Below are 13,785 nucleotides of genomic sequence, written 5' to 3'. Positions count from 1 at the left end.
CGCGGGATTAGAGAGAGTGGCCGAACTTGCCCCGGAAGGCGATCTCCCCGACCGGGACGCGGGGGGACGGCACTTCTCGCGCCTGCAGCTGTTCCGGCAGAGCCTCCTTCGGCCCTTGGTAGCCGAGCGCCACGAGCGCTTGAATGGCGTACTCTTCCGGAACGCCGAGCGTCTCGCGGGCCTGGGCGTGATCGAAGCCGGCCATCGGATGCGTGACCAGCCCTAGCTTCGTCGCTTCCAGAGCAAGATAGCCCCAGGCGGATCCGGTGTCGAAGGCATGGGACGCCACTTCGCCGCGTTCCCAGACGGTCTTCGAGAGGACCAGGATCAGAACGGGAGCTTTCTCGCACCAGATGCGATTGAACTCGCTAATAAAAGGAAGGAACGTTTCGCGCTCCTCCCGGGTCCTTGCGACGATAAAACGCCAAGGCTGAACGTTGAAGGCGGACGGCGCCCAACGGGCCGCTTCCAATACGCTCATGAGGACGTTGTCGGGAACCTCTTTTTCCAGGAAGGACCGGGGAGACCAGCGATGTACGATGTCCGGGTCGATCGGATAGGCTGGCTGACGTTGCGGCACGGCAGGGGATGAAGCGTTGCTCATGATGGAATCCTCCATTCCAAAGTGGTTTTTTCTCTACTCGGATAGTATAAACTAGCTTCTTACTTATGTATAGTAACTGTGCTAATCATAAGCGCATGTCGGCCGGAAAATCCCTCCATAGCGAATGTCCCGCGCGGATCGGGGGCAGTTTATGACGGTGTCCAACCATTCCAAATTCCCCGAGAGGTGCAAGCTTATGACCACGAGTCATCCGACCGCTTCTTCCGGGGGGCGGCTCGATGGGCAGAATCGGTTGCTGCTCACGGTTAACGGGCTGTTTATTACGGCCAGCGCCTTGTCCGGCACGTTCCTGGGCGTTTATATCTGGAAGGCGAGCAAGAACTTCGCGCTGCTGGGCTGGTTCACGCTGCTGAGCTATCTGTGCATGGCGCTCACGTTCTGGATCGCGGGCGCCGCGGTCAAGAGCGGGCGCAAGCGGCTCGTGCTGCGGCTCGGCATTTGCGCGTCCGCCGTCTTCTATGCGCTGGTGCTGCTGCTCGGCCACCGCTGCATCGCGTATATCGCGCCGCTCGGCGTCCTCCAAGGCATGGCCAACGGGCTCTTCTGGGTCTCCTTCAACGTCCTGTATTTCGAAGTGACGGACGCGGCCAACCGGGACCGCTTCAACGGGCTGGCCGGCGTAATCGGCGCATTGGCGGGCATGATCGCCCCTTGGAGCTCCGGCTTCCTGATCTCGCACATGACCGCGGAGAGAGGCTACCGCATCATCTTCATGGTCTCCCTCGGCATCTTCGTCGTCGGCGCGATCGTCAGCTTCTGGCTGCGCAACCGTCCTCCCGGCGAGTCCTACGATTGGCGCCATCCGATTCGCATCTGGCATACCCCGAACTCGCCCTGGCATTCGGTGCTGTCGGCTCTTGCCGTGCAGGGAGTCCGCGAGAGCGTCTTCGGCCTGATGATCGGTCTGCTCGTCTACATCCAGACCGGAAGCGAGCTGAAGCTGGGCAACTTCACCTTGCTGACGTCGGCCGTGTCGTTCATCAGCTATTATGCGGTCGGCCGCTGGCTCAAGCCGGCCTGGCGCGTGAAAGGAATGTTAGTCGGCGCCGTCGTCATTACGGCGGTCGTGCTGCCGTTTTTCTTCGGCATCCGCTACGGTACGATGCTGGCGTTCGGGGTCGGGATCGGACTTTTCTTCCCGCTGTACGGCATTCCGATGACATCCGCCGTCTTCGACCTGATCGGCCAGAACGAGGACAGCGCCCGCCTCAGGGAAGAATACGTCGTCGTCCGGGAGCTGGCGCTGAACGTCGGCCGTATCTTCGGAATGGCCGTCTTTCTGGTGACGATCGAGATCAGCCGTTCGCCGACCGTTCTCAACGTACTGCTGTTCGTCGTAGGCAGCGCGCCGATCTTCAGCTGGCTGCTGATGCGGGGCAATCTGCGCCTGTCGCCGGGCCGCTGACCAACATTTACCCTCTTGACGCGAAACCAAATGGTGTCGTAAACTTATTACGAAACCATTTGGTTTCGCTTTTGAGCGAACCCTATGAAGGAGGATTTTTGCCGAAATGTCCCAAACCGAGCAGCTCCCCGATATTAGACGTACGCAAGTGCTGAACGCGCCCATCGCCAAAGTATGGGATGCCGTCGCCACGGCGGAAGGCATCGCCGCCTGGTTCATGCCCAGCGATTTTCAGCCGGTCGTCGGCCATGAGTTCCATCTTGAGGCGGGACCGTACGGCCAGTCTCCCTGCAAAGTGACCGAGATCGAACCGATGCGCCGCTTGTCGTTCCGTTGGGGCAAGGACTGGACGCTGACGTTCGAATTGAAGGATCTGGGGGATCAGACCGAATTCACGCTTATCCACGGCGGCTGGGATCCCGACAAGGTCACCGAATTCGGCCAACCCCACAAGATGGTCCGCGAACGGATGGCTCAAGGCTGGGGCGACCTCGAGAAGCTTCGCCGCTATGTCGAAGGCTGACGGTTCCGCCGCCGCGGCGAAGCACGACGTCTTTCAGGCGATCGCCGATCCGACGCGCCGCAGCCTGCTCAGGCTGTTAAGCGACCGGGAGATGCCGGTTACCGTCATCAGCAACCATTACGAGATGACGAGAACCGCCGTCTCCAAGCATTTGCGCATTCTGGCCGACGCGGGCCTCGTGCGGGAGCGGAAGGTCGGGCGGGAGACGAGATACCGCTTCGAACCGGAGCCCCTTCGCGAGCTGAAGAAGTGGCTCGACTACTACGAGCGCTTCTGGGACAACAAGATGGCTGCTCTCAAGCGCTTCGTCGAGTCGGGGCCCGATGGTCCGGACGATCCGGCGCCCTTGGCGGCCGCGGAGCCGCCGACGGACGAGTAGCCGTTCCTGGCGAATGGCAAAGACCTCCAAGCGGCTTGATGCCGGCTTGGAGGTCTTTTTTCCTTACAGCACTCTGCGAGCGGTTATATAACGGCTTGTATAGCTGCTCAGATTACTGATGAGAATGCCGTTCCACGAAGAGCCGATCGTGTTGTGAATGAACTTGCCGTTGCCGATGTAGATGCCGACGTGGCCGATGACGCCCTTGGTGCCCGTGCTGAAGAAAATGAGATCGCCCTTCTTCAGATTGCTCTTCGAGACATATGTACCTTCCTTGCTCTGATATTTCGTTCCCCACTTCAGGCTGACCCCGTATTTGCCGAACACGTATTTCGTGAACGACGAGCAATCGAAGATCAGCTTGCTCGGATTGTTCACTCCGTATGTATAGTGAACCTTGCCCTTCAGGGACTCCGCTAGAGCGATGATTTTGTCCGCCTTCTGGCTGGCCGTCATGCTGGCTTGGACAGTCGCCGCCGAGGCTTGTCCGGTGCCCGCGCCGAGGGTGACGCCGGCTCCGGCGAAGACGGTCAGGCAGGCAAGCGCAATAACTGTTTTCTTCCAATGAATTTGCATGGTCTATGATGTCCTCCTATGAATTGAGAATTGAGAATGATTCCCGACTCAGGGAAGTATAGCACGGCGAATTTAGGGAAGATGCCAAATTGAGACGATCTTCATACTTCCAAATTTACGGTATTATGAGGGAAAATTGGAGCATTCCGGAGGATGTAAGCCGTTGCATGAGAATATCCTCGAAACCTGGGGGAATACTTCCAACAAGGAAGCGCCACCATCGGAAAAATCAGTTGAAGTTCAACTTGTTACGCTATAATATTTACAAATAGAACACTTTTGTACAAGCCAGATTAACACTTCGTTGACAGAGAGCTGGTATAATAGGTTCAGTTTTGAGAAATTTGACCAAAAGTGGGGGTTACCGAATTTGAAGAACAAGTTAATGCTTTTTGCTGCATGCGCACTGTCTCTGGGCCTGATTGCGGGCTGCGGCTCCAACAACAACAATAACGCAGGCAGCAGCGCATCCGGCAGTCCTTCCGCTTCTCCTTCCGGAAGCGCGGCAGCCAGCCCTTCGGCCAGCGCCGGCGGCGCCGCCCAAGAGATCAAGGAGCTCAAAGTCAGCTTCGTTCCTTCGAAGGATCCGGACCAGATCATCACGGCGACCGATCCGCTCAAAGACCTGCTCAAGAAGCAACTGGCCACCGAAGGCTACAATGTCGATAAAGTAACGATTGATGTCGGTACGACCTACGAAGCGGTCGGGGAAGCCTTGACGGCGGGCACGACGGACATCGGCTTTATCCCGGGCGGCACGTACGTCCTGTATGACGACGGAGCCGACGTCATTCTGACGGCGACCCGCGCCGGACTGTCGAACGACTCGGATAACCCGAAGGATTGGAACGACAACAAGCCGACCCAGCCGACCGATCAGCAAGCGACTTACTACCGCGCGCTCGTCATCGCAGGCCCGTCCAAGAAAGGCCAAGAGCTGTCCGCGAAAGTCAACAACGGCGAGCAGCTGACCTGGGACGATCTGAACGGCGCGAACTGGGCCGTCATGTCCACGTCTTCTTCGGCCGGATACATCTATCCGACCTTGTGGCTGCAGAAGAACTTCGATAACAAGACCATTCCGGACCTGTCCCATGTCGTCACGTCCGACTCTTACGGAAGCTCGTTCGCTCGTCTGGCTAACGGACAAGTCGACGTCGTCGTCGCTTATGCCGACGCTAGAAGGGATTACGAGAAGCAATGGACGAGCGACTGGAGCCGCAGCAAGTCGATCTGGGACGAGACGAACGTGATCGGCGTCACGCAAGGCATCTACAACGACACGATCAGCGTCAGCAAGAAAGACCCGCTCATGACCGACGAATTCAAGAAGGCGCTGCAAGACGCGTTCATCGCCATCGCCCAAACGGACGAAGGCAAGAAGGTCATCGCGGTTTACAGCCATGAAGGCTACCAGCCGGCGAAGTCCTCCGACTACGACGGCGAGCGCCAAGCTCAAGAAGTCATCAAGAACGCGAAGAAGTAAACCGCGTTTCCCATAACTTCATACCGATTAAAGATGAGAGCATCATGTTCCGTGATGTTCTCATCTTTTCCTAAAAGGGGAATTTTTCCATGATCGAGTTCAACCAGGTGGAGAAGAAATACGCCAACGGAACGATCGCGCTGCAGAATATCAATCTGAAAATTGAGCAGGGCGAATTCGTTGCGGTCATCGGTTTGTCCGGCGCGGGCAAATCCACGCTGATCCGCTGCATCAACCGCATGCACGACATCACCGGCGGAAGGCTGAGCGTCGATGATGTCGACGTGGCCAAGCTGAGGGGCAAGCAAATCCGACGCTTCCGCAGAAGGATCGGGATGATCTTCCAATCCTTCAACCTGGTCACGAGAACGACCGTCATCAAGAACGTTCTCGTCTCCTTCGTTCCGGATCTGTCTTGGTGGCGCAAGGTTACGGGCGTCTTCACGACGGAACAGAAGCTAAAAGCCCTGGAAGCGCTTGACAAAGTCGGCATCCTGGACAAGGCGTACGTTCGCGTGGACCAACTGTCGGGCGGACAGCAGCAGCGCGTCGCGCTGGCCCGCACCCTGGCCCAGAATCCGGACATCATCCTGGCCGACGAGCCGATCGCTTCGCTCGACCCGGTCACCGCGAAGATGGTCATGGACGATTTCAAGCGGATCAATAAAGACATGAGCATCTCCGTCATCATGAACATCCACCATGTGGAGGTCGCGCTGGAGTATGCCGACCGGATCATCGGCATCCGCAAGGGAGAAGTGGTATTCGACGGGGAGTCGAACCGGGTGACCAAGCAGATTCTGGACGAAATCTACGGCGGCCAGGTCGAAGAAATGAAATCCTCGGCGGAGGAGAGCTCGGCGAATGTACGATAAAATTTTCCCGCCCAAGAAAATGCTGCTGCCGAACGGCAAAATCGTTTACGAGAAAAGATCGCGGACGCCGCTCGTCCTGCTCGTCTTAATCGTCGCGACGATTCTGTCCGCCAATTTCACGAATTTCAGCTTTAAAGTTCTGTTTACGCAGATCGGCCAATTTTTCGTCCTCATCGGGGATATGATTCCTCCGAAGTGGAGCTACATGTCCACCTTGTGGAGCGCTTTGTTCGCGACGCTGCAGATGTCTTTGCTCGGCTCGATGATCGGGGCGGTGCTCGCTCTCCCGTTGGCCGTGCTGGCGTCCTCCAACATTATCCGGAACCGTGTCGTCACCGCAGTGTTCAAAGTGATCCTGAGCTTGCTTCGAACGCTGCCGACGCTGGTGACCGCCTTGATTGCGACCTTTGTTTTCGGACTGGGGCCTACGGCCGGTGTCGTAGCCATTCTATTGTTCACTCTCTCGTACGTAGGCAAGCTGCTGTACGAACAAATCGAGAACGTCGATATGGGATCGTTCGAAGCGATGGAATCGACCGGCATGACGCGCATTCAGGCGTTTCGTTACGCGGTCTTTCCCCAGGTGCTTCCGGGCTATCTGTCCAACTCGCTGTTCTGCTTCGAAGGGAATGTGCGTTATGCGGCCATTCTCGGTTTCGTAGGGGCAGGCGGCGTCGGGCTTCTGATCAACGAGAATCTCGGCTGGCGCGATTATCCGAGAGTGGGGATGATCATTCTGGCGCTGGTCGTTACCGTATATTTGATCGAAACCATTAGCGAGCATTTCCGCAAAAAGCTCATTTAAGGAGAATAGGGCGCTATGACGACCGTAGAGAAGCAGCTTCGCGCTTCCCCGCGCAATTACCGTTATTTCCTGAGCGTTTCTTTGATCGTGGCCTTCCTGTTCGTGTGGTCGTTGTGGGTGGTTAACCTCAAGGACATGAACCAGAGCGGCTTCAAGATGGCGCTGAATATTTTGAAAGGGATCGTCCACCCGGATCTCGATCTTCTGTTGAGCGTGTCTAAGCAGAGCGTCCTGTACTTGCTCCTCGAGACGGTCGCCATTGCTTTCCTGGGCACGATCGTAGGGGCGGTGCTGTCGATTCCGCTGGCCTTCCTGGCCGCGTCCAATATCGTTCCCAAGCCGGTCGCTTGGCTGACCAGACTGTTGCTCATCTTGATCCGGACGATTCCGGCTCTCGTCTATGGCCTGATGTTCATTCGCGTATCGGGCATGGGGGCGTTCGCGGGGGTGCTGACGGTAGCGCTGACCTCCATCGGGATGCTTGCAAAGCTGTACGTGGATGCGATCGAGGAGCTGGATACGAGGGTGCTGGAGTCGATGACGTCGATCGGGTGCACGACGTTCGAGAAGATTCGCTACGGAATCTTTCCGCAGCTGCTGTCGATCTTCATGTCCGTCACGATCTACCGCTTCGACATGAACATGCGCGAGGCTTCGATTCTGGGCCTGGTCGGAGCGGGGGGGATCGGCGCGCCGCTGATCTTCGCCATGAACAGCTACAAATGGAACCAGGTCGGCTCGCTGCTGATCGGCTTGGTCGTCTTGATCCTGATTATCGAACTGATCTCCAACAAGCTCCGCGCCAAGCTGATTAAAGGATGAGCGATCAGTGGCCGCGAAGCCGGAATTCGGTCGGCGTCATCTCGAACTTCCGGCGGAACACCTGGGTGAAGTGGCGGACGTCCTGGTAGCCGATCCGTTCGGCGATGTCCGCCAGCTTCAGGTTCGGATTGTCGAGCAGCCGCTTGGCCTGTTCCATGCGCAGGGAGATGACGTAGTCCTTGTAGCCGTGGCCGGTCTTCTGCTTGAACAGCTGGCTGAAGTAGATCGGATTGAGGAAAACGATCGAGGCGACCTTCTCGAGGGACAAGTCTTCGTGAAAATGGCTGTCGATGAAGCGCAGCGCCACGTCGATCGCCTTCTCGCCGCCTCCTTCCAACGGGACGTACGCGCCCGAAGCCGATGCCTGACGGAAGTGCCCCACGACCTGGGGCACTTTTCTCATGTCTGTCAGTTCGTCGGAGTGCAGCACCTGAAACGGGATTTTGAGATAATGCCGGAGATGAGACTTGAGTTCGCCGAGCAGCGTCTCGATCGCGACGCCTTCGTTCAGCGTGACGAGGCCGAGCAGACTTTGGCGGTCGAAGCTGACGACGAATCCGGCGCCGAAGAGACCGATCAGCTCGGTCAACACGTTATCGATGATGAAATGCTCCAGATGGACGTTTTTGCTGCCGGCATCCATCGTCACCATGACGAGCCGGAAGCGCGGGTGAGCGTCCGCGATCGGTCCCAAGTCCAGCTTGCCGATGTCGAGACCCGCCGCCAGCCGCTGGAATACCGCTTCACGAAGATATTTCAGGCTGGAGCGGAGGAATTCTTCCTGCTGCGAGTGGACCTTCTCGTTGCGAATTTCCTCGGAGAGGGAGGAGATCAGCTCCATCAGCTTCTTCTTGCCGATCGGCTTCAGCAGGTAATCGCGCGCTCCGAGCCGGACCGCCTTCTGAGCGTACGAGAATTCGGAATGCGCGGAGATGACCACCCAACGGACGTTCGGATACTTGCCCCGGGACACCTTCATGAACTCCAGACCGTCCATTCCCGGCATCAGGATGTCGGTGAGCACGATGTCGATCGGGTGCCGGTCCATCTCGGCGGCCGCTTCGTCAGCTGACGAAGCGACGATGACGCCGTATTCGGGCGCGAAGTTCCGGATCGTCCGCCGGACGCCTTCGCGAATGACGCCTTCGTCGTCCACGATCAGAATGTTCATGGGCTATTGTTCTCCTTCCATGGGTAGCGGCAGCGGCAGAATGACCGAGGTTCCTTCGTCCGGAGAGCTCTTCACCTGCAGGCTATAGGCTTCCCCGTACATATGCTGCCACCTCCGATTCAAATTTTGCATGCCGATGCCTCTTCTCCCTTTGCCGCTCTGTTTGCCGCCGCCGTTGACGGATTCCGTCAGGCTGCAGAGCTGTTCCTCCGTCATGCCGACGCCATTGTCCCGGACGACGAGATTCAGATGGCTTGCGTCCCGCTCGGCGAAGACCTTCAGCTCACCCGGACGCTTCAACGGCTCCAGGCCGTGCTTGACGGCGTTCTCGATGATGGGCTGCAGCGTCATCTTCGGCAGCTTGATGTCCATCCAGCGCGGATCGATGTCGATCTCCACCTGCAGCCGGTTATCGAGCCGCGTCAGAATGATTCTTAAATAATGCCCGATCTGCTCCACTTCTTCCCGGAGCGTCACTTCCATCCCGTCCTCCCAGTTGCTGCTGTAGCGGAACATGGCGGAGAGGGAAAGGATCACTTCGCCGAGGCGTTCGTCGCCTTTCTCGTCCATCATCCAATAGATCATGTCCAGCGTGTTGTACAGGAAGTGCGGGTTTACCTGCGATTGCAGGGCGTGCAGCTCCGCGTTCTTCTCGCTGACCGACGAGATTTTCACCCGCTCGATCAGCTCCGAGATTCTGCCCACCATTCGGTTGAACGACGCGGTGAGCTGATTGATCTCCTTGTACGACGAAATGTCGAGCATGCCGTTAAAATTCCCGCTTTCGACCTTCTTCATCTCGCGAATCATCCGCTTGAGAGGGGACGAGATCGAGCGCGCGACGAGCGAAGCGATGAACGCGGAGAACGCGATCAGAGCGGCGACCACCACGAACAGGAAGCGACGCGTCTGATTCAATTCGGCATTGACGTCGGCATCGGGCGTTCGGCTCGTGATCGTCCAGCCGCCGAAGGGAAGCTTCGAGACGATCACGAGATGTCCGTCCGTGTCCTGGGTGAAAATATCCTGATCGCTTCCCGGAGCCGGAAGCCCCTGCAGGGGCTTCGGTATCTCCGTGACGTTCGGTTCGGTCGAAGCGAGGATGGAGCCCTGGTCGGATTCCACGTAAATTTCGGTATGATCGCTCAGCTTCAGGTTGGCCATCGCATCGAGAATCGACTGGGGCTCCACTTCGATCAGCACGATTCCGATCGGCGTGTGCTCGTTCAAATCGTAGATGAGCCGCCCGAAGGCGAACACCGGCCGGGTCTCGGCCCGATCGATGACGGACTGCGCCGATACGCCGATCCACGACATCTTGCCGGCGGCCGCCCGGATCATGCTGAACCAGTCGGATGCCGCATAGTCGGTGTCGATGGCGCTCATGGCGTTACCGTAATTATAGATCTTGCCGTTGAAGTTCATGACGTGAATCCCGATCAAGTCTTCCCTGGAATAGTAAATAGCGCCGATCATATTGGTGATCGTGCGCTCGTTGATAAAGTCGATGGCGGCGTTATCCGGCTTCTCCTGCAGAAGCCGGATGAGATCCATGTTGGAACTGATGGACTTGGACAAGCTGTCGTATCCCCGCAGCAGGAGATCGAACAAAGCGTCGGTCTGTGAGACGTTCTTCTGCGTGATGTCGTTCAACCTCTGGTGGTACTGGGCGATCGTCCGGTTATACACCAGAACGCTGATCAAGAGCAGAACGGCGGTCATGCAGAACACGATCAAGAAGAACAGCCTCATGCTGATGGAATGCTGGCCCCTGAACACGGCTTGTGGTCTCCTTCCGCGGCGGTCCGTCGCGGGTCCTTATCCTTTGACGGCTCCGGCCACCATGCCTTTCGTAATCCGGTTCGACAGAACAAAGTATATCAGAATAACCGGGGCCGCGCCCATGACCATGTAGGCGCCGATGTCGCCGTAATTGACGCTGTACTGGCTGACGAACGAATAGATGCCGAACGGGAGCGTCTTCATGCTCTCGGAGCTGGTGAATGTCGCCGCCATAATGTATTCGTTCCAGATCGAGATGAAGGTCAGGATGCACACCGTCATGACGGGCGGAACGGTGATCGGCAGAATGATCGAGCGGAAGATTCGATAGACGCTCGCGCCGTCGATGAACGCCGACTCCTCCATTTCGGTCGGAATCGACCGCATGAACCCGCTCAGGATGAAGATGGAGATCGGGAGCTGAAAGGCAACGTAAGGAAGAATGAGCGCCCAATACGTCCCGAGCACGTGAACGAACTTGAAGATCTTCATGAGCGGCAGCAGGGTCGTCTGGAGCGGAATCATCATGCCTACGAGGAAGACGAGCATGACCGCCGGGCCGTACCGGAATTTGAAGCGGGTAATCGCGTACGCCACCATGGCGCTGAGCAGAATGACGCACAGCATCGTGACGCCGGTGACGAGTACGCTGTTGCCTAAATATTTGATGTAGTGCCCGCCGGTATACGCCTCGCGGTAATTGGTCCACTTCCAGCTCTCCGGCAGGGCGAAAAACTTGCCGCTCAGAATCTCGTCGTTCGTCTTTACCGAATACAGCAGCAGCCAGACAAGCGGATACAGCTGGGTAACGACCAGGACGGCGATGAGCAGGTAAACGAGCCATTTGACCGGTTGAAATTTCATGTTCGCGCGCCCCCTTTAGCTGAACTTTTTGTCGACTCTGTTCATGACGGTATTGATGGCAACGGTGAAGACGAGGCACAGAATGACCAGGAACGACGCGATCGCGCTTCCGTAGCCGAATTGCTGCGAGTTGAACGAAGTTTTGTACATATAAGTGGCGAGCACGTCCGTCGCGTTGCCGGGTCCGCCTCCGGTCATGATCCAGATCATGTCGAACGATTGCAACGATCCGATAAAAGCGAGCACGATCGATATTTTAAAGATCGGGACGATCAGCGGGAACGTAATGTACCGGTCGGCCTTGAAACCGTCCGCTCCGTCGATCTTCGCCGCTTCGTAAATTTCGCTGGGAATGTTCTGGACGCCGGTAAATTGAATGAGCAGGTGATAGCCGAAGTATTGCCACAACGAGACAAAGAAGATGCAGTAGATGGCGATCTTCGGTTCCGACAGCCAGGTATGCGTCCAGCTGTCCAGGCCGAACGTCGTCAGCGCCTGGTTGAGCATGCCGCCTAGCGATGCCGGGTTGTAGATCGTTTTCCACAGCTGCCCGATAATGACGACGGACAGGATGACCGGCGTGAAGTAGATGGAGACAAGCGTATTGCCTTTGCGGACGTAGCGGTTGAGCAGGACGGCCATCATCAGGCAGAACGGGATTTCGATCATGGACGCGACCGCATACAGCAGCGTGCGGCGCACGGCCGGCCAGAACACTTTGTCGTGGAAAAGCAGGTTATGGAAGTTGTCGAAGCCGACGAACTTGGCTTCGCCGATGCCGTTCCAGTCGAGCATGCCCGTGTAGAAGGACACTACGATCGGAATGAACACGATGCAAATATAAATGATCAGGGCAGGTAAAACGAACACGCCGAGGGTCAGCGCAGAGACTTTCAGTACGTTCAAGGTCGTCGCCTCCGTATCGCCGGAAAACGAGAGGCGAAGAAGCGCTTGGCCCCTTCGCACTCCCGGCTGCCGATGATGCTAGATTTTACTTGTCTTTGTTAGCGTCGTAAGCCGATTGATGTTCTTTGGCGACTTGGGCGGGATCGACCTTCTGGACGAACAGATTTTGCAGGCTGGTCAAGTGGGCTTGAGACACTGCCGGGTTCATCGTGTTGTCGAAGGAGATGTCGCCGCCGTTCACCTTGGAGAACAGATCCATGACGCTGATGGCGAGATCGGAGTAGCCGGCTGCCTTCAGATCGCCGTCGACCTTCTGCGGAAGACCGACTGCGTTCTTGTTCTCGAACTGGACCTTCGGGAAGTTCAAGCAATAGTAGTTCAGGAAGTCTTTGGCTTCTTGAATGTGTTCGCTGTTGGCCGCGATCGCGTAGCCCGTGCCCGGAGCGAGCATGAACTGGTTGACGTCGCCCTTGCCGTCGACCGTCGGGAATTGGAACGCCGCGACTTTGGGGCCGACCGGGGAAGCGTCGATCGAGCCGGTCTCCCAGGTGCCGAGCATATACATGGCGGCTTTGCCCGTCGTGAACAGCGAGCGGCCCGTATCGGCGTCGATCGAGGTCGCGCCGTCTTCGAACGCGCCGGCTTGGATCAGATCCTGGAAGCGTTGAACCGCTTCGGTGAAGGCCGGATCTTCGAACGTTTTCTTGCCGTCGGCGACGTCCTGCAGGAAGCCCGGGCCGTTCGTGCGGAGCAGGATGTTCATGAAGATGAACGAGCCGGTCCACGTATCTTTCTCCCCGATTGCCATCGGGATGATGCCCTTGGCTTTGAGCGCCTTCACGTCGGCAAGCAGCTCGTCGAACGTCGTCGGCGGCGCGGAGATGCCGGCTTGCTGGAACAGGTCCTTGTTATAGTAGACGACCTCGATGTTGTTGCCGTCCGGCAGCGCGTACGTGTTGCCGTTGAAGCTGTAATAGTCGAGAAGACCGGATTGATACGTATCCTTCAGGCCGTTCTGGTCGAGCATATCGTTGAGCGGCACGAACAGGTTGGCGTCGACGAAGGGCTTCATCTGGGCGGCCGGATTGACCATCGTGATATCCGGAATTTCCTTGGAGTTGGCCTGCGTCTTCAGCTTCAGCTTCTGTTGATCGGTGTTCAGCGTATCGAGCTCGATCGTAATGTTCGGATGATCCTTCTGATATTGGTCGATCAGCTGATGAAGCGTCTTGTATGTCGGCGTGTTCGGGTCCGGGTAGATGTTCTGGAACGTGAGCTTCACTTTCTTGCCGGAATCGGCGCTCGGCGAGGATGCCGCCGGAGAGCTGGCCGGGCTGGACGATGTTGCGCTGGAGCTGGGACTGCTGCCGGCACTGCTGCCGCTGTTATCGTTATTGTTGCTGCTGCCGCAAGCGGCGAGGCTGAGTGACAGAGCCCCGGCCACGGCGACCGCGAGCGCTTTCTTAGCTTTCGTTTCCAATTGCATTGCCCCCTTGTTTGAAGTGTATCCTCATTATGAGACAGCCAGACCGGAGCAACAATGTGTGAACTTTATATTTCAGGTTT

14 protein-coding genes are annotated in these 13,785 nt (G+C 57.3%); 7 read left to right on the top strand and 7 right to left on the bottom strand.

Annotated elements, in window-relative coordinates; translation table 11 throughout:
- Window positions 1–7: 7 nt before the first annotated feature.
- On the bottom strand, window positions 8–604 hold the full coding sequence (locus H7C18_RS19745) for a nitroreductase family protein (RefSeq protein ID WP_185130808.1): 597 nt from the start codon (window positions 602–604) through the stop codon (window positions 8–10).
- Window positions 605–800: 196 nt separating this feature from the next.
- Between H7C18_RS19745 and H7C18_RS19740 the strand changes: the two genes are divergently transcribed.
- The 3 genes from H7C18_RS19740 (at window position 801) to H7C18_RS19730 (ending at window position 2,932) form a co-directional block, all read left to right on the top strand.
- A complete protein-coding gene (locus tag H7C18_RS19740) occupies window positions 801–2,030 on the top strand; it encodes an MFS transporter (protein WP_185130807.1) in 1,230 nt (409 codons plus the stop codon).
- 106 nt (window positions 2,031–2,136) lie between these two features.
- Window positions 2,137–2,553, top strand: a complete 417-nt coding sequence (locus tag H7C18_RS19735; RefSeq protein WP_185130806.1) for an SRPBCC family protein — start codon at window positions 2,137–2,139, stop codon at window positions 2,551–2,553.
- Complete coding sequence (locus tag H7C18_RS19730) at window positions 2,540–2,932, top strand: ArsR/SmtB family transcription factor (protein ID WP_185130805.1); 393 nt, start codon at window positions 2,540–2,542, stop codon at window positions 2,930–2,932. Before H7C18_RS19735 ends, H7C18_RS19730 begins: the two co-directional genes overlap by 14 nt.
- A 63-nt stretch (window positions 2,933–2,995) precedes the next feature.
- Here H7C18_RS19730 and H7C18_RS19725 read toward each other — a convergent pair whose 3' ends face one another.
- Window positions 2,996–3,508 carry a C40 family peptidase gene (locus tag H7C18_RS19725; RefSeq protein WP_185130804.1) on the bottom strand — a complete coding sequence of 171 codons (513 nt, stop codon included), beginning with the start codon at window positions 3,506–3,508 and terminating at the stop codon, window positions 2,996–2,998.
- 370 nt (window positions 3,509–3,878) lie between these two features.
- On the opposite strand from H7C18_RS19725, the gene H7C18_RS19720 reads away from it, so the two are divergent.
- The 4 genes from H7C18_RS19720 (at window position 3,879) to phnE (H7C18_RS19705) (ending at window position 7,496) form a co-directional block, all read left to right on the top strand.
- On the top strand, window positions 3,879–4,994 hold the full coding sequence (locus H7C18_RS19720; protein WP_420481873.1) for a phosphate/phosphite/phosphonate ABC transporter substrate-binding protein: 1,116 nt from the start codon (window positions 3,879–3,881) through the stop codon (window positions 4,992–4,994).
- 89 nt (window positions 4,995–5,083) lie between these two features.
- Window positions 5,084–5,869, top strand: coding sequence for a phosphonate ABC transporter ATP-binding protein (gene phnC, locus H7C18_RS19715; protein ID WP_185130803.1), 786 nt, complete (start codon window positions 5,084–5,086; stop codon window positions 5,867–5,869).
- The gene (gene phnE, locus H7C18_RS19710) at window positions 5,859–6,674 is read left to right on the top strand and encodes a phosphonate ABC transporter, permease protein PhnE (protein WP_185130802.1); all 816 of its coding nucleotides are present in this window, start codon (window positions 5,859–5,861) and stop codon (window positions 6,672–6,674) included. The genes phnC and phnE (H7C18_RS19710) overlap by 11 nt, the downstream gene beginning before the upstream one ends.
- Before the next feature lie 15 nt (window positions 6,675–6,689).
- On the top strand, window positions 6,690–7,496 hold the full coding sequence (gene phnE, locus H7C18_RS19705) for a phosphonate ABC transporter, permease protein PhnE (protein WP_185130801.1): 807 nt from the start codon (window positions 6,690–6,692) through the stop codon (window positions 7,494–7,496).
- Between the two features lie 4 nt (window positions 7,497–7,500).
- Here the strand turns inward: phnE (H7C18_RS19705) and H7C18_RS19700 are convergent, their stop codons facing one another.
- The 5 genes from H7C18_RS19700 to H7C18_RS19680 all read right to left on the bottom strand — a co-directional run bounded on the left by H7C18_RS19700 (window position 7,501) and on the right by H7C18_RS19680 (window position 13,699).
- Window positions 7,501–8,667, bottom strand: coding sequence for a response regulator (locus H7C18_RS19700; protein WP_185130800.1), 1,167 nt, complete (start codon window positions 8,665–8,667; stop codon window positions 7,501–7,503).
- Window positions 8,668–8,670: 3 nt separating this feature from the next.
- The gene (locus tag H7C18_RS19695) at window positions 8,671–10,446 is read right to left on the bottom strand and encodes a cache domain-containing sensor histidine kinase (RefSeq protein WP_420481872.1); all 1,776 of its coding nucleotides are present in this window, start codon (window positions 10,444–10,446) and stop codon (window positions 8,671–8,673) included.
- Between the two features lie 39 nt (window positions 10,447–10,485).
- Window positions 10,486–11,313, bottom strand: a complete 828-nt coding sequence (locus tag H7C18_RS19690) for a carbohydrate ABC transporter permease (RefSeq protein WP_185130799.1) — start codon at window positions 11,311–11,313, stop codon at window positions 10,486–10,488.
- A gap of 15 nt (window positions 11,314–11,328) precedes the next feature.
- A complete protein-coding gene (locus tag H7C18_RS19685; RefSeq protein ID WP_185130798.1) occupies window positions 11,329–12,219 on the bottom strand; it encodes a carbohydrate ABC transporter permease in 891 nt (296 codons plus the stop codon).
- Between the two features lie 85 nt (window positions 12,220–12,304).
- Window positions 12,305–13,699: an extracellular solute-binding protein gene (locus H7C18_RS19680; RefSeq protein ID WP_238357814.1), complete on the bottom strand. Its 1,395-nt coding sequence runs from the start codon at window positions 13,697–13,699 to the stop codon at window positions 12,305–12,307.
- Between the last annotated feature and the right edge of the window lie 86 nt (window positions 13,700–13,785).

The organism is Cohnella zeiphila (genome assembly GCF_014212055.1).
GTDB lineage: Bacteria > Bacillota > Bacilli > Paenibacillales > Paenibacillaceae > Cohnella > Cohnella zeiphila.
Note: the sequence above shows the minus strand (reverse complement) of the source record. Positions and strands in the feature narration are given on the sequence as shown.

Coding starts and splice junctions, on each gene's coding strand:
- H7C18_RS19700 (WP_185130800.1), bottom strand. CDS start 8,667: ATGAACATTCTGATCGTGGACGACGAAGGCGTCATTCGCGAAGGCGTC.
- phnE (WP_185130802.1), top strand. CDS start 5,859: ATGTACGATAAAATTTTCCCGCCCAAGAAAATGCTGCTGCCGAACGGC.
- H7C18_RS19730 (WP_185130805.1), top strand. CDS start 2,540: ATGTCGAAGGCTGACGGTTCCGCCGCCGCGGCGAAGCACGACGTCTTT.
- H7C18_RS19735 (WP_185130806.1), top strand. CDS start 2,137: ATGTCCCAAACCGAGCAGCTCCCCGATATTAGACGTACGCAAGTGCTG.
- H7C18_RS19725 (WP_185130804.1), bottom strand. CDS start 3,508: ATGCAAATTCATTGGAAGAAAACAGTTATTGCGCTTGCCTGCCTGACC.
- phnE (WP_185130801.1), top strand. CDS start 6,690: ATGACGACCGTAGAGAAGCAGCTTCGCGCTTCCCCGCGCAATTACCGT.
- H7C18_RS19740 (WP_185130807.1), top strand. CDS start 801: ATGACCACGAGTCATCCGACCGCTTCTTCCGGGGGGCGGCTCGATGGG.
- phnC (WP_185130803.1), top strand. CDS start 5,084: ATGATCGAGTTCAACCAGGTGGAGAAGAAATACGCCAACGGAACGATC.
- H7C18_RS19690 (WP_185130799.1), bottom strand. CDS start 11,313: ATGAAATTTCAACCGGTCAAATGGCTCGTTTACCTGCTCATCGCCGTC.
- H7C18_RS19745 (WP_185130808.1), bottom strand. CDS start 604: ATGAGCAACGCTTCATCCCCTGCCGTGCCGCAACGTCAGCCAGCCTAT.